Here is a 21,675-nt window from a genome sequence, read left to right on the forward strand (position 1 = left end):
CAGGAGGATATACGAATGGATGTTTTATTCCGTAACGTTAAAGAATTGGTTGAACGAGCAGAAAATGAAAATAAATTGATATCGGAAATCATGATTGAACAGGAAATACTCATCACGCAGCGCACGCGCGAAGAAATCATGGTGCAGATGGACCGCAATCTGACGGTCATGGAAGAAGCGGTGGAAAAAGGGCTGAAAGGCGTACATTCCATTTCTGGGCTTACCGGTGGAGATGCTGTATTGCTGCAGGCATATATTGAAAAAGGAAATTCGCTGTCAGGAACGCTGATGCTCGATGCTGTCAGCAAAGCCGTTGCGACAAACGAAGTGAACGCTGCAATGGGCACAATCTGTGCAACACCGACGGCAGGCTCAGCGGGCGTAGTGCCGGGCACCTTATTCGCGGTGAAGAATCAGTTGGATCCGACCCGGGAGCAAATGATCCGCTATCTGTTCACTTCCGGTGCGTTCGGATTTGTCGTAGCAAATAACGCTTCAATTTCCGGAGCGGCCGGCGGATGCCAGGCGGAAGTCGGCTCTGCCGCGGCTATGGCCGCTGCGGCAATCGTTGAAATGGCCGGGGGTACACCTCAGCAAAGTTCGGAAGCATTCGCCATCACGATGAAAAACATGCTGGGGTTGGTCTGTGATCCGGTTGCCGGACTAGTGGAAGTTCCCTGCGTAAAACGCAACGCAATGGGCGCGTCCAATGCCGTTGTGGCAGCAGACATGGCATTGGCCGGCGTAACGAGCCGCATACCGACTGATGAGGTCATCGGCGCAATGTTCGAAATTGGCCAGTCGATGCCAAGTGCGTTAAAGGAAACCGCGAAAGGCGGACTCGCGGCAACACCGACAGGCAAATGGCTGGAATCGAAAATTTTCGGCGGAGCCGTGGTCGGCAGTGGCAAGTAAAGATTCCGTCGCCGTCCTGAAGGGCGTCGGCAAACAGGCAGCTGAAACGTTGAAGGAAATGAACATTGAAACGATCGATGATCTGATAATGACATTTCCGTACCGCCATGAAGATTTTCAGCTGAAAGATCTGGTGGACACACCGCATAATGAACGCGTAACTGTGGAGGGAAGGGTCGAAAGTGAACCTTCCGTCCTTTTTTTAGGGAAAAATAAATCCCGCACAACGGTCCAGGTGATGGTGGGACGCCATTTGATCAAAGCGGTGTTTTTCAACCAGCATTATGTGAAAACCAAATTGCACATCGGTGAAATCATCACGTTGACCGGAAAATGGGATCGTGGACGCCAGATCATCACCGTTTCCAATCATTCGATGGGCCCGCGCACAGACGGCGCGGATTTTGAGCCGGTCTACAGCCTGAAAGGATCGATTCATCAGAAGACCTTCCGAAAACTGATGCGGCAGGCGCTGGACTTGGCGAAGAATGACCTGGAAGAATGCATTCCAACAAAATTCATGACAGAGTACAAATTGGCACCGCTGGCGGATGCCCTGGAATGGGTTCATTTTCCGCCCGACGGTGATTCACTGAAACAGGCGCGACGCCGTTTTGTCTACGAGGAATTGTTGATGTTCCAGTTGAAAATGCAGGCGCTCCGCAAAAAGAATCGCGAAGAAGAAGGGGGATCGTTCATTGACTATGACGTGGAAAAAGTCCGCAAATTTGTCCAGTCCCTTCCTTATGAATTGACCGAAGCGCAAAAACGGGTCGTCAATGAAATTTCCAAGGATATGAAAGAGCCATTCCGGATGAACCGCCTGCTGCAGGGGGACGTGGGGTCCGGCAAGACTGTGGTCGCTGCGATTTCCCTTTACGCTACTGTATCTGCAGGTTTGCAGGGGGCGTTGATGGCCCCCACAGAAATTTTGGCGGAACAGCATGCCAATACCCTGGCGGAATGGTTCGAGCCATTTCCTGTAACAATCGCTTTGTTGACCGGCTCTGTAAAAGGCAAAAAACGCCAGCTGATTCTCCAGCAATTGGCTTCAGGGGAAATCGATATCCTGATCGGTACCCACGCCCTGATTCAACCGGACGTTCAATTTAAGGCACTCGGGCTGGTCATTACGGATGAACAACACCGTTTCGGTGTCGACCAACGCCGCGTGCTGAAAGACAAAGGCTATAATCCCGATGTGCTGTTTATGACGGCCACGCCGATTCCCCGGACACTGGCCATTTCCGCTTTTGGTGAAATGGACGTTTCGGTCATCGACGAAATGCCGGTAGGCCGAAAAGAAATTCAAACCTTCTGGATGAAAAAAGATATGTTCGGAAAAATCGTCGGACGGATGGAAAAGGAACTTGCAGCGGGACGGCAGGCCTATGTCATCTGTCCCCTGATCGAAGAATCGGATAAACTGGATTTCCAGAATGCGATCGAACTGTATAGTCAATTATCGAGTGTTTTCCACGGCAAATACACGGTGGGCCTGATGCACGGCCGCCTCCACTCAGATGAAAAAGAAGAAACGATGCGCTCCTTTACCGAAGGGGAAATCGCCGTTCTTGTTTCGACGACTGTCGTCGAAGTGGGAGTCAACGTGCCGAACGCATCGTTCATGCTGATTTACGATGCGGAACGGTTCGGCTTGTCGCAGCTCCATCAATTGAGAGGGCGTGTCGGCCGGGGCAGTGAACAGTCCTATTGTGTGCTGCTGGCGGATCCGAAAACGGAAATCGGCAAAGAGCGGATGACTTCAATGACCGAAACGAATGATGGTTTTGTGTTGGCGGAGAAGGATCTGAAGCTGCGGGGGCCGGGAGATTTCTTCGGCCGCAAACAAAGCGGCCTGCCGGAATTCAAGATGGCTGACCTGATCCATGACTACCGTGCACTTGAAACGGCGAGGAAAGACGCTGAAGCACTGATCAACAGCGAAGAATTCTGGACAAGCAATGAAACCGCATGCTTACGGAGAATGCTGGAAGAGTCCGGCGCCCTGTCGATGGCACGGTTGGACTGAGGATGCAGGAGCGCTATATTCGCTCTTGCATTCTTTTTTTAATATCAATATACTGATATTAGTACCAAGTGCTAATAGCGGGCGGTGACATAATGAAACTTACAAAAAGACAACGGCAAACAGAGTTGAAGAAATCGATAATTGAAAATCCGTTTGTGACGGATGAGGAACTGTCGGCTGAATTCGACGTCAGTGTCCAGACCATCAGGCTTGACCGGATGGAATTATCGATTCCAGAATTGCGCGAACGAATAAAGCATGTTGCCGTAAAGACATTTGAAGATGAAGTGAAATCGCTCCCGATCGATGAAGTGATCGGAGAAATCATTGATATCGAATTGGATGAAAAAGCGATATCGATTTTTGATGTGAAACCGGAACATGTTTTTCAGCGCAACCAGATTGCGCGTGGGCATCATCTTTTTGCCCAGGCAAATTCGCTGGCGGTCGCAATCATGAATGAAGAGCTGGCATTGACCGTGAAATCGGAATTGCAGTTCCTGCGTCCAGTAAAGGCGGGCCAGCGCATCGTGGCAAAAGCTACAGTGATCGACAGGCAGCCTGAAAAAAACCGTGCTTTTGTAAAAGTCGTTTCAACGGTGGATCAGGTGACAGTTTTTATCGGTACATTCGAAATGTATCGAATGACGGAACAAAGTGAAGGTGAAGTTGGATGAAGATAGCAGTCGATGCAATGGGCGGAGATAACGCGCCGAGAGAAATAATCGAAGGCGTCTACAAGGCGCTGGAAGAATTCAAGGATTTGGAGATTCAGCTGTATGGGCACCAGGAAAAAATGCAGGAATTTCTGAAAGATAATGACCGTTTGTCTGTGTTCCACTGTGAAGAGAAAATCGAAGCGGAAGACGATCCGGTGCGTTCGGTCAGAAGAAAAAAAGACGCTTCGATGGTGCGGATGGCGCAGGCTGTTAAAGACGGAACAGCGGACGGTTGTGTCTCTGCCGGAAACACGGGCGGGCTGATGTCGGCGGGGCTGTTTATCGTCGGGCGGATTGATGGAGTGGACCGGCCGGCTTTGGCGCCGACATTGCCGACGATTGACGGCAAAGGCTTTGTCATGCTGGATATGGGCGCAAACGCAGAAGCGCGTCCGGAGCACCTTGTCCAATACGCAATTATGGGCAGCATCTATGCAGAAAAAGTCCGGGGCATCGAAAATCCTACGGTGGGTTTGCTGAATATTGGCTCGGAAGAGAAAAAAGGGAACGACCTGACAAAAGCTGCGTTTCCCTTATTGAAAGAAGCGCCGGTTAATTTCATCGGCAATGTGGAGTCACGTGATTTACTGAACGGAGCAGCGGATGTGGTGGTGACGGACGGCTTTACCGGAAACATGGTATTGAAGACGATAGAGGGCACCGCCATGAATGTGTTCGCAATGATCAAGGATGTTTTCATGTCTTCCATGAAGAATAAATTGGCTGCAGCAATGGTCAAACAGGACATGCGCGGTTTAAAAGGGATGCTGGATTACAGCGAATACGGCGGTGCAGGCTTGTTTGGTCTGAAGGCTCCAGTCATAAAAGCCCATGGATCCTCAAACAGCACAGCTTTTTTTAATGCCATCCGCCAGACCCGTATGATGATCGAATTCGATGTAACGGGCACAATTTATAACACGTTGAAAAAGGAGCAGTCAGAATGACGAAAATAGCATTTATCTACCCGGGACAAGGCTCCCAGACAGTCGGAATGGGCGAAACCTTTTTGAGCGACGAACGAAGCCGCGGCTTTTTTGAGGAAGCCGATAAGGCTCTCGGCATGAAACTGTCCAAGCTGATGCTTGAAGGGCCCGCAGAAGAACTGACACTTACATACAACGCGCAGCCAGCTTTGCTGACAGTCAGCGCAATGATTACGGAACGTCTGGCACGCGAAGGGATTGTCCCTTCCTATACGGCCGGACACAGTTTAGGCGAATACAGTGCTTTGGTGGCTTCCGGCGTCATGAAGTTCGAAAATGCCGTGGAAATTGTGCACAAACGCGGGCTTTTCATGAACGACGCAGTGCCGGCGGGCGAAGGAACCATGGCCGCGATTCTTGGAATGGACGCTAAAGAGTTGGAAGAAGTCACGAATCATGTGATGGATACGACCGGAGTTGTCCAATTGGCTAACTTGAACAGCCCGGGGCAAATTGTCATTTCCGGAACAAAAGCCGGCGTTGAGGAAGCTTGCAGGCTGGCGAAGGAAAAGGGTGCCAAAAGAGCGATCCCGCTTGACGTCAGCGGTCCTTTCCATTCCGAATTGATGCGTCCGGCTTCCCAGGATCTTTCGGAAGTGTTGAGCAAGGCATTTCTGATGAACGCCAATGTGCCGGTAGTGGCCAACGTCACTGGGGAGAGCGAAACGAATGCCGCACAGATCCAGGATCTTCTGGTCCGCCAATTGTATTCTCCGGTGTTGTGGGAACAATCGGTGCGGAAAATGATCGAACTGGGTGTCACGGTCTTTGTGGAGATCGGTCCCGGAAAAGTATTAAGTGGATTGGTGAAAAAAATTGATCGTTCCGTAACTGTGTTGGCGGTCAATGATATGGAATCCTGCGAAAAAGCGATAGAGGAGCTGAAAAAATGAGCGACTTAACTGGCAAGACTGCAATCATCACCGGTGCCTCGAGAGGCATCGGGGCTGAAATCGCCAAACGATTTGCAGAAGCGGGGGCGAATGTCGTTGTCAATTACAGCGGCAGCCAGCAAAAAGCGGAAGCAGTAGTGGAAGCGATCAAACAGAACGGCGGAGAAGCCATCGCGGTAAAAGCGAATGTAGCGGATGCGGAAGCCGTCAAAGCGATGGTCGAAGAGACGATGGCAGCTTTCGGTTCCGTGGATATTCTGGTCAATAATGCCGGGATCACCCGCGACAATTTGATGATGCGCATGAAAGACGACGAATGGGACGATGTCATCAACACCAATCTGAAAGGTGTGTTTGTCTGCACCAAAGCGGTTACACGCCAGATGATGAAACAGCGCTCCGGACGCATCGTCAACATCGCATCGATCGTCGGTGTCATGGGCAACGCGGGGCAGGCAAATTACGTCGCTTCAAAAGCCGGTGTCATCGGATTGACGAAGACCACTGCGCGTGAACTGGCAAGCCGGGGCATTACGGCAAATGCAGTGGCGCCTGGGTTCATTACCACAGACATGACGGACCAGTTGAATGAGGACATCCAAAAGTCGATGATGTCGCAAATACCGTTGGGCCGTTTCGGCAAGCCGGAAGAAGTGGCGAAAGCTGCTTTATTCCTTGCCTCCGATGAAGCGTCGTATATGACAGGGCAAACCCTGCACCTTGATGGTGGAATGGTCATGTAATTTGTTTTTCTGTATACTGCATTGAGGGGAGGTGACGACATTGGCAACAGTACTGGAGAGAGTAACGAAAGTAATCGTGGATCGTCTGGGTGTAGAAGAGAACGAAGTGAAACTTGAAGCTTCATTCACAGGAGACCTGGGTGCTGATTCATTGGATGTAGTGGAATTGGTTATGGAACTTGAAGACGAATTCGACATGGAAATTTCTGATGAAGATGCAGAAGGCATGGCGACAGTAGGAGACGCAGTTTCTTACATTGAGAAAAAACAGGCATAATTTAGAAAAGCGAAAGCGCCTGTTAAGTCCCGACAAGCGCTGGAGGGCTTAAAGATAATGGCGCTTTTAGCCATTATCGGTAAGGCCGAAGCGACCTCGAGGGACTGGGCGCTGGAGTCTGGACACAAAAATATGAAATAACCCTGACGCATAATCGCTTGCAACTGAAGCGGTTGTGCGTCAATTCTTTTTTTGCGTTGGAGCCGGAAAACAGGTAAAATTGACGGAAGAACATCAAAGGAAGGCAGATAAAAATGGCTATGAAAAAAAACCTTAACCAACAAAAGCCGGGAGTGCTGAATGAAAATGTCATAAAGGCATTCAACCAGCTCCAACAGGAACTGGATGTGAATTTTCGGAACCCTGCGCTGCTCCATCAAGCTTTCACCCATTCATCCTATGTGAATGAGCATCGCCGAAAAAAATTCACGGACAACGAACGCCTCGAATTTTTGGGCGACGCTGTGCTGGAATTGTCGGTATCCCATTATCTTTATATGAAATATCCTGATATGAGCGAAGGCGAGTTGACGAAGCTTCGGGCAACGATCGTCTGCGAACCGTCACTCGTGTTGTTTGCGAATGAATTGAATTTCGGCAAGTATATATTGCTCGGCAAAGGCGAAGAGCTGACAGGCGGCAGAACACGCCCGGCGCTCCTGGCCGATGTTTTCGAATCATTTATCGGGGCTTTGTATCTGGACCAGGGACTTGAACCGGTCGTTTCATTTTTGGAAGTAATTCTTTTCCCGAAAGTGGAAATCGGTGCTTTTTCGCATGTGATGGATTATAAAAGTCAACTGCAGGAAATTGTGCAGCAAAAAAATTCCGGAACGCTGAATTACGAGATTATCGATGAAAAGGGACCTGCGCACAGCCGTATTTTCGTAACGCGCGTCAGTTTGGCCGAAAAGGAACTGGGCATTGGAAATGGACGGTCCAAAAAAGAAGCGGAACAGCAGGCTGCTCAGCTGGCAATCCGTAAATTGCAGGAAGCAATGGAGGACTAGAGGATGTTTTTGAAGAGATTGGAAGTGATGGGGTTCAAATCGTTCGCTGATCGCATCGGCATCGATTTTGTTCCCGGTGTTACAGCAGTCGTGGGACCGAATGGCAGCGGGAAGAGCAATGTTACCGACGCCATTCGCTGGGTCCTCGGAGAGCAATCCGCAAAATCCTTGCGTGGCGGAAAGATGGAAGACGTCATTTTTGCCGGCAGTAATTCGCGGAAACCTTTGAATTTTGCTGAAGTTACTTTGGTTCTTGATAACACGGATGGCCGGGTCCCTCTCGATTACAGCGAAGTCAGCGTAACGAGAAGGGTTTTTCGAAGTGGGGAAAGTGCCTATCTGTTAAATAAACAAAATTGCCGGTTAAAGGACATTACAGATCTGTTCATGGACTCGGGACTTGGTAAAGAAGCATTTTCCATTATTTCGCAGGGCAGGGTGGATGAAATCCTCAACAGCAAAGCTGAGGAGCGCCGCTCTATTTTTGAGGAAGCCGCAGGTGTGCTGAAATACAAACAGCGCAAGAAAAAAGCGGAAGTGAAGCTGAATGAAACTGATGAGAACCTGAACAGGGTACTGGATATTCTGCATGAATTGGATGGCCGTATGGAACCGCTGCAAATCCAGGCATCAGCGGCGCGTGACTTTCTTGACATGAGCGAAGAACTGAAGGATTCGGATATCGCTTTATTGGCATTTGACGCCGGTCGTTATAAGCAAGAGCTTGAACGATTGGATGAGGACGCTGAAAGTCAAAGCGTAAAAGAAAAAGAGATGTCCGCAGAAATTGCGGAAAAAGAACAGGCCGTATCGGAAATTCGTAAATTGCTGGCACAACTTGACGGTGACATCGACACTGAACAGAGCAGCCTGATTGAAGCCAGTTCCGAAACGGAGAAATGGGAAGGCCGCAAATTGCTGATGTCCGAGAAAAAGCATAATGCAGACCGCCAGGCAAAGCAGCTGCAGGAAAATCTGGAAGCTGAACAGGCTGAGCTGGAGGTTTTGACGGCCAAACACGAGGAGCAAGCGCAACTACTGGAAGCAAGGAAGTCCGAGCAGCAAAGGATCCGGGATTCCATCCGCCAGCTGGAAGAGCAATTGAGCAGAACGCCGGCCGATATCGAAAACGAAATCGAATCATTCAAATCGCTTTATATTGAATTGATGAATGAACAGGCGACCGTCAGGAATGAATTGAAGAATATTGATCTTCAGGAGCAGCAATTGTCTGAATCGACCAGCAGAATCGCATTGCAACAGGAAGATTTTGACAGCGAACTGCAAAGGCTGGAAACAGAAAAAGCCGAGGCTGAGAAGAAACACGAAACCATCAAAGCGCTGCTCGAAGAAAAGCGCCGATTATACCGTGAAACTGAAGTAGGCTATCAACAAGTAAAAGAGTCATTTGATAAAAAGCAAAACATGCTATTCCAGGCATACCAGTCTCAAAAGCAAATGGATTCCCGTATTGAAACCTTACAGGAATTGGAAGCCGATTTTTCCGGCTTTTTCCAGGGGGTACGGGAAGTGCTGCAGGCGCGTGAAAAGGGCCAATTAACCGGCATTGTCGGCGCAGTAGCAGAAATTGCCCAAGTGAATCAGGATTACGCCAAAGCGATTGAAACGGCACTTGGAGCTTCCAGCCAGCATATCGTCACAAAAAATGAACAAGATGCGCGCAATGCCATCAATTTCCTGCGCGAAAAAAGAGCGGGCCGTTCGACTTTCTTGCCGATGACCGTCATGAAGCCGAGAACGATTCCCGACCATACGCTGGCTTCGGTCCGACAGCACCCGTCATTTATCAAAATGGCATTTGAATTGGTGGAATACAATCCCGCTTACAGCATGATCATCGAAAATCTTCTCGGAAACGTCATCATTGCTGATGACCTGAAAGGTGCAACAGCGATTGCCAAAACCACAGGAAACAGGTTTCGGGTGGTGACGCTTGAAGGGGATATCGTCAATGCCGGCGGTTCGATGACCGGCGGTGCCAATAAGACGCAGGCATCGTTCTTCACCAGAAAAGCGGAACTGGATCAATTGCTGGAGCAATCGAAAGAAATGAAGCAGACGATTGCGCATGCTGAAAAGACCGTACAAAAAGAGCAATCCGAAGTCCACATCACAGAGCAAAAACTGAATGACCTGCGCTCTGATGGGGAGAAATACCGGGATTTGGAATCGGAACGGGCGATGACGCTGCGCGAAATCAGCGCTGTGCTCAACACAACCAAAGAGCGCTTTAAGGTTTTCCAGGCTGAACAAAAAAACAAAGTATCTGATCTCGATGCAGTAACCGGTCGCAAAGAAACGGCATCCGGACGACTCGGCGAAATAACGTCGGAACTTTCCGGTACGTCTGCGCGGATTGAGGAATTGACCCAATTCAAGCAGCAAAATGAAAGTGCCCGCGATGCGGTGCTGGTCCGATTTGCTGACGAAAAATCAAAAATGGCGGTCATGAAAGAACGTGTCAGTCAGTTGACCCAAAGTGAAGCTGAATTGCTGGAGCGACGGGATAAAACTGCGCGCAAGCTGGATGAAATCCGCGCAGAGCTCGCATGGATGAAATCGGAAGAAGCCGCAAAAGTCTATTCTGATGAAGAAATCATTGCGCAAATCAACCACTGGACGTATAAAAAGCAGGCCGGCCAGCAGAAAATCAGCGAACTGAAAGAACGCCGTACAATGAATCAGAATGATCTGACCGCACTGGAGCAGGAGCTGAAAGAAATTCAGCGGCTCCATAAGGGGTTTGTGGAAGCGATCCGCATTTGCGAAGTCAAATCGACGCGGCTGGATGTTCAGATCCAGAGCCTTCTCTCGCAACTCGAAAGCAATTACGAGCTGACACTGGAAGAGGCGATGAAATTTGAACTTGCGGATGAAGAAGATGTTGTACGAAAAAAAGTTAAATTGCTGAAGCAGTCGATCGAAGAACTGGGGCCTGTCAATATTGGCTCCATCGAAGAATTTGAACATGTTGCGGAGCGCCACAACTTCTTGACTGAGCAGCGAAATGACCTCAACGAGGCAAAAGAGACCCTGCGGACAGTCATTCGGGAAATGGATGAAGAAATGACGACCCGTTTCGATGAAACTTTCCATGCCATTCGTTCCCATTTTCAGCGCGTCTTCAAAGAACTGTTCGGGGGAGGCTCGGCGGATCTCGTATTGACCAACCCCCAGGACATGCTGGCGACAGGAGTGGAAATTATCGCTCAGCCGCCGGGCAAAAAGCTGCAGAATCTCAGTTTGCTGTCGGGAGGCGAACGGGCATTGACTGCAATCGCGCTCCTATTCGCCATCCTGAATATCCGGCCGGTGCCGTTCTGTATTCTCGATGAAGTGGAAGCGGCACTCGATGAATCGAATGTTGTACGCTACAGCCAATACTTGAAGAAATTCAGTGAAGACACTCAATTTATCGTCATCACGCATCGCAAAGGCACGATGGAAGGCGCAGATGTGCTCTATGGCATTACGATGCAGGAATCAGGCATCTCTAAGCTGGTTTCTGTAAAACTGCAGGAACAACTATAATTGGAGGAGTGATGGAGTGAGTTTTTTCAAAAAGCTGAAAGATAAATTTGCCGGAAATGCCGAAGAAGAACAATCAACCGAAAAATACAAAGAAGGTTTGGAAAAAACCCGTACCGGATTCACTTCAAAGATCAATGATCTTGTTGCGAAATACCGGAAAGTGGATGAGGATTTCTTTGAAGAGCTGGAGGAAGTACTGCTGCAGGCGGATGTTGGGTTTGAAACCGTTCTGGAATTGATGGACGAACTGCGCTACGAAGTGCAGCGGAAAAACGTCCGCGATACGTCGAATGTGCAATCGGTCATTTCCGAAAAACTGGTGGAAATCTATCAGGCCGGAGAAAAGGAACTGAACGAAATCAGCTTTGCTGATGGCCTGACGGTTATTTTGATGGTCGGCGTCAACGGAGTCGGCAAAACGACGACTATCGGGAAATTGGCGCACCGGTTGAAAAATGAAGGCAAGTCCGTCATGCTCGCTGCCGGCGACACATTCCGTGCCGGTGCAATTGAACAATTGGATGTATGGGGAGAGCGCGTCGGTGTTGATGTCATCAAGCAGGCCGCCGGCTCGGATCCTGCCGCAGTGATGTATGATGCTGTGCGTTCGGCAAAATCCCGCGGCGTTGATGTTTTGATCTGTGATACGGCGGGGCGCCTCCAGAACAAAGTCAATCTGATGAATGAGCTGGAAAAGATTCACCGCGTCATTTCACGCGAGGTTCCTGGAGCTCCGCATGAAGTGTTGCTGGCCCTTGATGCGACTACAGGCCAGAACGCCATGATCCAGGCACAGACGTTCAAAGACGTTACAGAAGTCACAGGCATCGTTCTGACCAAACTGGATGGTACAGCCAAAGGCGGTATCGTGCTGGCAATCCGCAGTAAATTAAACATCCCTGTTAAATTTGTCGGGCTTGGCGAGAAACTGGATGATCTGCAGCCATTTGATCCGCAGAAATACGTTTATGGCCTGTTTGCTGAAGGATTGGACAAAGAAGAACGGCTGGAAAAAGGATCGGCAGACAAGTAAAAATACTTGACGCTTGATTTCATTTTCAGTATGGTTGTTTGTATAATGAACGGGGTGAGCAGAAATGATGGGTTTGGAAAAAACGACGCGAATGAATTATTTGTTCGATTTCTATCAGGAATTGCTGACGCCAAAACAGCGCAGTTATATGAGGCTGTATTATTTGGATGACCATTCTTTGGGTGAAATAGCCGAAGAATACAACATTACACGCCAGGCGGTGTACGATAATATCCGCCGTACTGAAGCGATGCTCGAAGAATACGAGGAAAAGCTGCAGCTGTTTGATAAATTCCAGCGGCGGCAGGAACTGGTTTCTTCTTTTGAGAAAAAAACCTTCACTGACGAAACGATCCGTAAATTTCTCAGTGAATTAAAAGAATGGGATTAGGAGGCGGAACGAATGGCATTTGAAGGTTTATCCGAACGCCTGCAAGGCACCATGACAAAGATCAAAGGCAAAGGTAAAGTATCTGAAGCAGATGTTAAAGAAATGATGCGCGAAGTCCGCTTTGCGTTAATCGAAGCGGATGTCAACTTGAAGGTCATCAAGGAATTCGTCAAAAAAGTAAGTGAACGCGCTGCCGGTTCGGATGTTATGAACAGCTTAACACCAGGGCAACAGGTCGTAAAAATCGTTAAAGATGAGTTAACGGAGTTGATGGGTGGCGAAGAAAGCAAGATCAACTTCTCAACCAAACAGCCTACCGTCATCATGATGGTAGGGCTCCAGGGTGCCGGTAAAACGACCACAACAGGCAAATTAGCGGGCCTCCTGCGCAAAAAGCATAACCGCAAGCCGTTATTGGTTGCGGCTGATGTATACCGTCCTGCAGCGGTTCAGCAGTTGGAGACAATCGGTAAACAACTGACGATTCCGGTATTTTCAAAAGGGACAGACCTGTCTCCGGTGGAAATTGCACGCCAGGCGATTGAACATGCAAAAGCGGAGCATATGGATACTGTTATCATTGATACCGCCGGCCGTCTGCATGTTGATGAAGCCTTGATGCAGGAATTGAAAGATATCCGCGCTTTAAAGGAACCTGATGAAATTTTCCTTGTTGTCGATGCGATGACAGGGCAGGATGCTGTCAACGTGGCGCAAACCTTTGATGAAGCGATCGGCATATCAGGCGTCATTTTGTCAAAACTTGACGGTGACACACGAGGCGGGGCAGCATTATCAATCCGCACGGTTACCCAAAAACCGATTAAATTCATTGGTATGGGCGAAAAAATGGATGCGCTCGATGTGTTCCATCCGGAACGCATGGCGTCCCGAATTCTCGGCATGGGCGATATGCTGTCGCTGATTGAAAAAGCGCAGACCAATGTTGATGAAGAGAAAGCGAAGCAGCTGGAAGAAAAATTCCGCACGTCTTCGTTCACCTTCGATGATTTCCTGGAACAGCTGGACCAGGTAAAACAAATGGGACCACTGGATGAAATTCTGAAAATGATGCCGGGCGCAAATAAAATCAAAGGCCTCGAAAACGCCAAAGTGGATGAAAGCCAGATGGGCCGTGTCGAAGCCATCATCCGTTCAATGACCATAAAGGAAAAAACGACCCCTGAAATCATCAACGCAAACCGCAAAAAAAGAATTGCCCGGGGATCGGGGACATCAATACAGGATGTTAACCGACTATTGAAACAATTTGAGGATATGAAGAAAATGATGAAGCAAATGTCGGGCATGAACTCGAAAAAAGGCAAGAAAAAGATGTCTATGCCAGGCTTGGACTCGCTTTTCAAATAATTTTTTAAGGTGTTAAGAGAAAATACTTTACAAACTATTTAAAGCTTGCTAATATAATATCTTGTGTGAAACTATTCGGAGGTGCTTTAAGAAATGGCAGTAAAAATTCGCTTGAAACGTATGGGAGCTAAAAAATCTCCTTTTTACCGTATTGTAGTAGCTGACTCACGTGCTCCACGTGACGGCCGTCAAATCCAGACAGTAGGTACTTACAACCCACTGACAGTTCCAGCTGAAGTTAAAATCGACGAAGAATTGGCGTTGAAATGGCTTCATGATGGTGCAAAACCATCTGATACTGTTCGTAACTTGTTTTCTCAAAATGGCATTATGGAAAAATTCCATAACGACAAATTAAACAAGTAAGGGAGTTTATCTTATGAAGCAGCTGATTGAAACCATTGTGAAACCGCTGGTTGATCATCCGGAAGAAGTTCGTATAGAAACTGACGAAAATAATAGCCGTATTGTCTATAAGCTTTCCGTGCATCAGGAAGATATAGGGAAAGTCATCGGCAAGCAAGGCCGGGTGGCGAAAGCCATCCGCGCCATCGTGTATTCAGCAGCAGGCAATCATCATAAGAAGAAAACTTACCTCGATATTGTGGATTGAGTAAAAGGAAGGAGCCCCGGTTCCTTCCTTTTTTCTTGGAGAAGCCGATATCGAATATGGATAAAATATATAAATTGAATTAGAGAAGTAAGGAATTAATAAACGCTTGGCGCTATGGACAGTGCAAAGATTATGCTCCTGCGCAAGCTCGTCGCAAAGGTGCGCCATCTGCGTATGGCGACCTTGCCTCCCGCAATAAGCCGAGAAGACCACTCGTCTTATTGCTCCGCCGGCATTCGCCTGCTCCTGAGCCGCGCCGGCGCTATTATAGTGGTTTCAGTTGAGAGAGTCTCTAAGATATGCAGCAAAACAGCGAAGACGCCCAGGGGACCAAGCGAAGGGCTGAGATCCACTCGGGCGAAGTGAAACGAGAACGAGTTAGCTCAGCGCGAGCCCCCAGGCAAGCGAAGCTGTTTTGCGGAATATCGGTTGATATATTATTAATAGTAGAAAAACCAAAAACGAAAGGATGTTTGTGCGTGGAATGGTTTAATGTAGGAAAAATCGTCAATACTCACGGAATCCGGGGGGAAGTCCGGGTCCTGTCCCGCACCGATTTTCCGGAAGAGCGCTTCGCAATCGGCACGAAACTTGGCCTGTTCAAAAAGGATGCCAAAAAGCCGATCATGGTGAAAATCGCCAGCTACAGAAAACATAAGAATTTCGAGTTGCTGACGTTTGAAGGCTACCCGAATATCAATGACGTGGAAGAGTTCAAAGATTCGTATTTGCGGATTGCAGAACACGATCTTACGGAATTGGAAGAAGGTGCATTTTATCACCACGAAATTCTGGGATGCACCGTATTTACAGATGAAGGGCGCGAGCTTGGCAAAATCACTGAAATTTTGGAAACCGGCGCAAATGACGTGTGGGAAATCACGCCCGCAACCGGCAAGAAGCATTATATCCCCTATATCGAAGACGTGGTAAAGGAAATTGATGTGGAAGAAAGAAAAGTGACGATCGAAGTGATGGAAGGTTTGTTGAACGAATGAAGATAAATGTCCTTTCTTTATTTCCGGCCATGTTTGAAGGCGTCTTCAATCAGTCGATGCTGAAAAAAGCGCAAGAAAAGGAGGCGGTCACGTTTGCCGTTTCCGACTTCAGGGAGTATGCAGACAAGAAGCGGCAGGTTGATGATTACCCGTTCGGCGGAGGTGCCGGCATGGTCCTGAAGCCGGAACCTGTGTTCAATGCCGTTGAGGCGCTGTCCGGTGACAGGAAGCCGCGTGTTATCCTGATGTGCCCGCAGGGGGAGCGTTATACCCAAGAAAAGGCGGAAGAGCTCGCGCAGGAAGATGAATTGATTTTCATCTGCGGACATTACGAAGGATACGATGAACGGATTAGGGAGCATCTGGTGACGGATGAAATTTCCATCGGTGATTTCGTTCTGACCGGCGGGGAGCTGGCGGCCATGACCGTCATCGACAGTGTCGTGCGGCTGCTGCCGGGTGTGCTCGGTAATGCCGATTCACCAATGAAGGATTCTTTTTCAACTGGCTTTCTTGAACACCCGCAATATACCCGACCAGCTGATTTCCGCGGATGGAAGGTGCCGGAGGTTCTGACATCGGGCAATCACGGCCGGGTCGATAAATGGCGTGAAGAACAGACCTTAAAAAGAACACTGGAACGCCGTCCGGATCTGCTTCAAAAAATCGAGTTGACTGCGGCTCAGAAGAAGATTTTGGAAGAGCTGAAAAAAAGCGAATGATATAAGATTAAGTCTTGCATAAGCTTTTGCTTAGTGATAACATGGAGTCTGTACTTTTATGCCAGAGTACAGGATCACGGTGTTCCGCTGTAATCGCAAAATGACTGCAAGAGCATCTGTAGAAGGAGAGAAAACTATGCAAAACATTATTACAGAAATCACAAAAGAACAGCTTCGTACGGATCTTCCTAAGTTCCGTCCTGGAGACACTGTTCGCGTCCACGTTAAAGTTGTCGAGGGTACACGCGAACGTGTTCAGGTATACGAAGGAGTTGTCATCAGCCGTCGCGGAGGCGGGATCAGTGAATCATTCACGGTCCGCAAAATCTCTTACGGTGTTGGTGTTGAACGTACATTCCCTGTACACACACCTAAAATTGCTCAACTTGAAGTTACCCGTCGCGGTAAAGTTCGTCGTGCGAAACTGTACTACTTGCGTAACCTTCGCGGTAAAGCAGCACGCATCAAAGAAATTCGATAAGATTGCATTGCAGAAAGAGGGCGTCCGCGCCCTCTTTCTTTTTTGCTTAAATGTGGATATCCTTGTACAATTAAAGCACAAAGCATGGGGAGGAACGCGCATGGAATCAGAAGTGAAGAAGAAAAACGAAGTGTGGGAATGGTCCAAGGCTTTATTGATCGCATTCGGCCTCGCGGCAATCATCCGGGTTTTCCTTTTCACGCCGATTGTGGTTGACGGGGAATCGATGCTGCCGACGCTTGAACACGGGGACCGAATGATCGTCAATAAAATCGGCTATGACATTGGCAAACCGGACAGGTTCGACATTATTGTTTTTCATGCGCCTGAAGCAAAAGATTACATCAAGCGGATCATCGGCTTGCCTGGCGATCATATCGCTTATGAAGACGATCAATTATATATTAACGGTGAACCGGTGGAAGAGCCGTATCTCGATGAATATAAAAAAGGCATCAGCGGTACATTGACAGAAGATTTCACGCTGGAAGAAAAAATCAATGCCGATACAGTTCCCGAGGGAACGGTTTTTGTAATGGGTGATAACCGGCGTGCAAGTAAGGACAGCCGAATTATTGGTGTAGTTCCGATGGAAGAAGTTGTCGGCAATACGAGTTTCGTATTCTGGCCATTTGAAGAAGCGGGAATTGTTAAGTAAGGAGAGGTAGTATGACGATACAATGGTTTCCGGGGCATATGGCGAAAGCCCGGAGAGAAGTAACTGAAAAACTGAAATTGGTCGATATCATTTTTGAATTGGTTGATGCAAGGCTTCCTTTATCATCACGCAATCCGATGATTGACCAGGTGATACAGCATAAACCGAGATTGATCATCCTGAATAAGATGGACATGGCCGACGAAACGGAAACAAAAAAATGGATCCGTTATTTTGAAGAGCAGGGGACACGTGCGGTGGCCATCAATTCCCTTGAAGGCAGAGGGCTTCAGCTGGTGACTAAAGTTTCCAAAGAGATTTTGGCTGAAAAATGGAACCGGATGATTGCCAAAGGGATCAAACCCCGGGCAATCCGCGCCATGATCGTCGGAATTCCGAATGTCGGGAAATCGACATTGATCAACCGCCTGTCGAAGAAAAGCCTTGCGAAAACCGGCAATATGCCCGGTGTGACAAAAGCCCAGCAATGGATCAAAGTCGGCAAGGAAATTGAATTGCTTGATACGCCCGGCATTTTGTGGCCGAAATTCGAGGACCCGGAAACAGGCTTTAAATTGGCTGTTACAGGCGCCATTAAGGATTCAGTTATCCAAATGGAGGAACTGGCCATCTATGCGCTGAAATTTTTGGAGCAGCGATATCCGGATCGTTTGAAAGAGCGTTATGGAATCGATCATGTCGATGAAGAAATTGTAAATACGTTTGATCATATCGCGAAGAAGCGCCGATTTGTTTCACACGAAGGCGAAGCCGATTATGAAATGACGGCTGAAGCGATTATCCGCGACATCCGCAATCAGTATCTTGGCAGAGTGACATTCGATTACAAAGATGAAATGATTGTCGAAGAAGAGGAATAGTCCAATATGAGGCAAACAGAAGAGGCTGATCCGGAACCGGAGGAGCCTTTTTTGTTTTACCGTGCATTTATAATAATCTTTAAAGAAAATTTATGTGCAGCAAGGAGTGGTGGAATGGAGAACATCAAAACGATACGCGAAAAACTCGCCCATGCAGAACAATGGGCACCGTGGATGGAAGAGTTGGAATCGGATGATAGAAAAGCGGTGCAGAAACTTGTGTTTTCCTGGAAACGGAGGCAGGCGATCCATGAAAAGCTGCTGAGGGACCATACACAAAAGCAGCAATTTGATGATTCGTTCAAAGGTTATGCAGACTGGACAGTTGCCGGCATTGACGAAGCGGGAAGGGGACCTCTTGCGGGACCGGTGGTTACAGCCGCGGTTATCCTGCCGGACCAGTGTCCGACGCTGCTGGGACTTGATGATTCAAAGAAATTGTCCAAAGCCAAACGGGAATATTTTGCTGATGAAATAAAAAGGATTGCAATCAGTTACGCCATACATATCCAACCGCCGGATGAGATAGACCGGCTGAATATTTACCAGGCTACAAAGCAGTCGATGGCGAAAGCAGCTGCAACACTTGAACCCGTCCCGAAAATTTTGCTGGTGGATGCCATGCTGCTCGATATTGGCATACCGTGTGAATCGATCATCAAGGGCGATGCAAAAAGTTTGGCGATCGCAGCAGCGTCCATATTGGCGAAAACGGGGCGGGACGCCATCATGGCGGCATATGCAACTGAGTACCCGGAATACGGGTTCGCACAGCATGCCGGCTATGGCACGAAAGGCCACGTGGAAGCAATCCGCCTGCATGGTCCCACGCCAATCCATCGCCGCACGTTTGAACCGGTAAAAGGAATTCTGGCGGACGGCTGACAGAGAAATGTAAACCCGGCAACAATAGAATATTTCAAGTATTCAAGAGCTTGGCTATCTACTGTGGACATTTTGTGGCAACTTTAATACAATGGTAGAGGCAATAAAATTAAGAGACAGATGTTTGATTGGAGGATGACAGATGAATATCCATGAATATCAAGGAAAAGAACTCCTCAGACAATACGGCGTAGCAGTTTCTTACGGCACTGTTGCTTTTTCTCCGGAAGAAGCAGTTAAAGCGGCGAAAGAACTCAGCACAGACGTTGTCGTTGTAAAAGCACAAATCCACGCAGGTGGACGAGGCAAAGCAGGTGGAGTTAAAATCGCTAAAAACCTGGACGAAGTCCGCGCGTATGCGAAAGAACTTTTAGGTAAAGTTCTTGTGACCCACCAAACTGGTCCGGAAGGCAAAGAAATCAAGCGCCTTTTGATCGAAGAAGGATCTGATATCAAAAAAGAATACTATATCGGATTGGTTCTTGACCGCCAAACTTCACGTGTCACTCTTATGGGATCTGAAGAAGGCGGAGTTGATATCGAAGAAGTTTCTGAAAACACTCCTGAAAAAATCTTCAAAGAAGTCATCGATCCGGTAATCGGATTGACCGGTTTCCAGGCACGCCGTATGGCATTCAACATGAACATTCCGCCAAAGCTTGTAAACAAAGCAGCGAAATTCATGCTGGGCCTTTACACGGTATTCATTGAAAAAGATGCTTCAATCGTTGAGATCAATCCGTTGGTCGAAACTGGCGATGGCGACATTTTGGCGCTTGATGCAAAATTCGATTTTGATGAAAATGCTCTTTACCGCCACAAAGATATTGTGGAACTTCGTGATTTCGACGAAGAGGATTCAAAAGAAATTGAAGCTTCCAAGCATGACTTGAGCTATATTTCTTTGGACGGGAACATCGGCTGTATGGTTAACGGCGCCGGGCTTGCTATGGCAACAATGGATACGATCAACTATTACGGCGGAACACCCGCTAACTTCCTTGACGTTGGGGGCGGTGCGACCGCTGAAAAAGTAACGGAAGCATTCAAAATCATTCTTTCTGACAAGAATGTTAAAGGGATCTTCGTTAACATTTTCGGCGGTATCATGAAATGTGACATCATCGCGGAAGGCGTAATCCAAGCTGCAAAAGAAGTGAGCCTGGATGTACCTCTGGTCGTTCGTCTTGAAGGAACAAATGTTGAAATCGGTAAAAAACTGCTTAATGAATCAGGTCTGAATATCGTTGCTGCAGGAACAATGGCAGACGGCGCGAAACAGATCGTAGAACTTGTAGGCTAAAGAAGGGCAGGGACAAAAATGAGTGTATACATTAACAAAGACACAAAAGTGCTTGTACAGGGAATTACAGGGTCAACTGCCCTTTTCCATACAAAGCAGATGCTTGAATACGGAACGAAAATCGTTGCGGGTGTAACACCAGGCAAGGGCGGTACTGAAGTTGAAGGCGTACCCGTTTTCAACACAGTTGAAGATGCCGTAAAAGCTACAGGTGCCAATGTATCTGTAATTTATGTACCGGCTCCTTTTGCTGCTGATGCAATTCTTGAAGCAGTGGAAGCTGAATTGGATATGGCTATCTGCATCACTGAACACATTCCAGTTTTGGATATGGTAAAAGTGAAGCGTTACATGGAAGGCAAGAATACACGTCTTGTCGGACCTAACTGCCCGGGCGTTATCACGCCGGACGAATGTAAAATCGGCATCATGCCTGGCTACATTCACAAAAAAGGACATGTCGGTGTTGTATCACGCTCTGGTACGTTGACGTACGAAGCGACTCACCAATTGTCTGAAGAAGGAATCGGCCAATCGACAGCTGTCGGTATCGGCGGAGACCCAGTCAACGGCACGAACTTTATCGATGTATTGCAAGCATTCAATGAAGATGAAGACACGTATGCTGTTGTAATGATCGGTGAAATCGGTGGTACTGCTGAAGAAGAAGCTGCAGAATGGGTTAAAGCGAACATGACGAAACCTGTTGTCGGCTTTATCGGCGGACAAACTGCTCCAGAAGGAAAACGCATGGGCCACGCCGGTGCAATCATTTCCGGAGGTAAAGGTACTGCTGCAGACAAGATCAAAGCAATGAACGCTGCTGGGATCGAAGTTGCAGACACGCCTTCAGTTATCGGTGAAACTTTGATCAAAGTGATCAAAGAAAAAGGTCTTTACGACGCTTGTAAAACACATTAATATTTTAATCGCGGAACCGTAACTGGTTCCGCGTTTTTTTTATGGTTCATAAACGATATTCCGCAAAACAGCGAAGTGTCGGCCGAACTACCTTCGGCCAACACTTCGCTGTTTTGCTCCATATCTGAGTGTTGCCAAGCGCCGGCGCGTTCCAGGAGCAGGCGAATGCCGACGGAGCATAAGACGAGTGCTCTTCTCGGCTTATAGCGGGAGGCAAGGTGCGCCATGAACATGCGGCGCCGCCTTTGCGACGAGCAGTGCGCAGGAGCATAATCTTTGCACTGTCCAGAG

General features: G+C 48.1%; 22 protein-coding genes. All 22 read left to right on the forward strand.

Features of this window, described 5'->3' with window-relative positions:
* Positions 1–15: 15 nt before the first annotated feature.
* Positions 16–915 (forward strand): L-serine ammonia-lyase, iron-sulfur-dependent, subunit alpha, encoded by a 900-nt coding sequence (sdaAA, locus tag DIJ65_RS04570; protein WP_117302732.1) that lies wholly within the window; start codon positions 16–18, stop codon positions 913–915.
* Complete coding sequence (gene recG, locus DIJ65_RS04575; protein ID WP_117302730.1) at positions 905–2,947, forward strand: ATP-dependent DNA helicase RecG; 2,043 nt, start codon at positions 905–907, stop codon at positions 2,945–2,947. The genes sdaAA and recG overlap by 11 nt, the downstream gene beginning before the upstream one ends.
* A gap of 92 nt (positions 2,948–3,039) precedes the next feature.
* Positions 3,040–3,624: a transcription factor FapR gene (gene fapR, locus DIJ65_RS04580; RefSeq protein WP_117302728.1), complete on the forward strand. Its 585-nt coding sequence runs from the start codon at positions 3,040–3,042 to the stop codon at positions 3,622–3,624.
* On the forward strand, positions 3,621–4,613 hold the full coding sequence (gene plsX / locus DIJ65_RS04585) for a phosphate acyltransferase PlsX (RefSeq protein ID WP_117302726.1): 993 nt from the start codon (positions 3,621–3,623) through the stop codon (positions 4,611–4,613). The genes fapR and plsX overlap by 4 nt, the downstream gene beginning before the upstream one ends.
* Positions 4,610–5,545: an ACP S-malonyltransferase gene (fabD, locus tag DIJ65_RS04590; protein WP_117302724.1), complete on the forward strand. Its 936-nt coding sequence runs from the start codon at positions 4,610–4,612 to the stop codon at positions 5,543–5,545. The genes plsX and fabD overlap by 4 nt, the downstream gene beginning before the upstream one ends.
* On the forward strand, positions 5,542–6,288 hold the full coding sequence (gene fabG / locus DIJ65_RS04595) for a 3-oxoacyl-[acyl-carrier-protein] reductase (protein WP_117302722.1): 747 nt from the start codon (positions 5,542–5,544) through the stop codon (positions 6,286–6,288). Before fabD ends, fabG begins: the two co-directional genes overlap by 4 nt.
* A gap of 40 nt (positions 6,289–6,328) precedes the next feature.
* Positions 6,329–6,565: an acyl carrier protein gene (locus tag DIJ65_RS04600; RefSeq protein WP_117302720.1), complete on the forward strand. Its 237-nt coding sequence runs from the start codon at positions 6,329–6,331 to the stop codon at positions 6,563–6,565.
* 254 nt (positions 6,566–6,819) lie between these two features.
* Positions 6,820–7,575, forward strand: a complete 756-nt coding sequence (gene rnc / locus DIJ65_RS04605; protein WP_117302718.1) for a ribonuclease III — start codon at positions 6,820–6,822, stop codon at positions 7,573–7,575.
* Between the two features lie 3 nt (positions 7,576–7,578).
* Complete coding sequence (gene smc / locus DIJ65_RS04610) at positions 7,579–11,127, forward strand: chromosome segregation protein SMC (RefSeq protein ID WP_117302716.1); 3,549 nt, start codon at positions 7,579–7,581, stop codon at positions 11,125–11,127.
* Positions 11,128–11,143: 16 nt separating this feature from the next.
* Positions 11,144–12,160, forward strand: coding sequence for a signal recognition particle-docking protein FtsY (ftsY, locus tag DIJ65_RS04615; protein WP_117302714.1), 1,017 nt, complete (start codon positions 11,144–11,146; stop codon positions 12,158–12,160).
* A gap of 67 nt (positions 12,161–12,227) precedes the next feature.
* Entirely contained in the window at positions 12,228–12,551 is a 324-nt protein-coding gene (locus DIJ65_RS04620) for a putative DNA-binding protein (protein WP_117302758.1), read from the forward strand.
* Positions 12,552–12,563: 12 nt separating this feature from the next.
* A complete protein-coding gene (ffh, locus tag DIJ65_RS04625; RefSeq protein ID WP_117302712.1) occupies positions 12,564–13,922 on the forward strand; it encodes a signal recognition particle protein in 1,359 nt (452 codons plus the stop codon).
* Between the two features lie 93 nt (positions 13,923–14,015).
* On the forward strand, positions 14,016–14,288 hold the full coding sequence (gene rpsP / locus DIJ65_RS04630) for a 30S ribosomal protein S16 (protein WP_033543714.1): 273 nt from the start codon (positions 14,016–14,018) through the stop codon (positions 14,286–14,288).
* 13 nt (positions 14,289–14,301) lie between these two features.
* Entirely contained in the window at positions 14,302–14,535 is a 234-nt protein-coding gene (locus DIJ65_RS04635; protein WP_117302711.1) for a KH domain-containing protein, read from the forward strand.
* A gap of 479 nt (positions 14,536–15,014) precedes the next feature.
* Positions 15,015–15,533 carry a ribosome maturation factor RimM gene (rimM, locus tag DIJ65_RS04640; protein WP_117302709.1) on the forward strand — a complete coding sequence of 173 codons (519 nt, stop codon included), beginning with the start codon at positions 15,015–15,017 and terminating at the stop codon, positions 15,531–15,533.
* Positions 15,530–16,255 (forward strand): tRNA (guanosine(37)-N1)-methyltransferase TrmD, encoded by a 726-nt coding sequence (gene trmD, locus DIJ65_RS04645; RefSeq protein ID WP_117302707.1) that lies wholly within the window; start codon positions 15,530–15,532, stop codon positions 16,253–16,255. Before rimM ends, trmD begins: the two co-directional genes overlap by 4 nt.
* 136 nt (positions 16,256–16,391) lie before the next feature.
* Positions 16,392–16,736 carry a 50S ribosomal protein L19 gene (rplS, locus tag DIJ65_RS04650; protein WP_117302706.1) on the forward strand — a complete coding sequence of 115 codons (345 nt, stop codon included), beginning with the start codon at positions 16,392–16,394 and terminating at the stop codon, positions 16,734–16,736.
* A gap of 100 nt (positions 16,737–16,836) precedes the next feature.
* Complete coding sequence (lepB, locus tag DIJ65_RS04655; RefSeq protein ID WP_117302704.1) at positions 16,837–17,394, forward strand: signal peptidase I; 558 nt, start codon at positions 16,837–16,839, stop codon at positions 17,392–17,394.
* A gap of 11 nt (positions 17,395–17,405) precedes the next feature.
* Complete coding sequence (gene ylqF / locus DIJ65_RS04660) at positions 17,406–18,275, forward strand: ribosome biogenesis GTPase YlqF (protein WP_117302702.1); 870 nt, start codon at positions 17,406–17,408, stop codon at positions 18,273–18,275.
* A 114-nt stretch (positions 18,276–18,389) separates the two neighbouring features.
* A complete protein-coding gene (locus DIJ65_RS04665) occupies positions 18,390–19,160 on the forward strand; it encodes a ribonuclease HII (protein ID WP_117302756.1) in 771 nt (256 codons plus the stop codon).
* A gap of 142 nt (positions 19,161–19,302) precedes the next feature.
* Positions 19,303–20,463 (forward strand): ADP-forming succinate--CoA ligase subunit beta, encoded by a 1,161-nt coding sequence (gene sucC, locus DIJ65_RS04670; protein WP_117302700.1) that lies wholly within the window; start codon positions 19,303–19,305, stop codon positions 20,461–20,463.
* 18 nt (positions 20,464–20,481) lie between these two features.
* Positions 20,482–21,384, forward strand: coding sequence for a succinate--CoA ligase subunit alpha (gene sucD / locus DIJ65_RS04675; RefSeq protein WP_117302699.1), 903 nt, complete (start codon positions 20,482–20,484; stop codon positions 21,382–21,384).
* Positions 21,385–21,675 lie beyond the last annotated feature (291 nt).

It is taken from the genome of Planococcus salinarum (assembly GCF_007004625.1).
Taxonomy (GTDB): Bacteria; Bacillota; Bacilli; order Bacillales_A; family Planococcaceae; genus Planococcus; species Planococcus salinarum.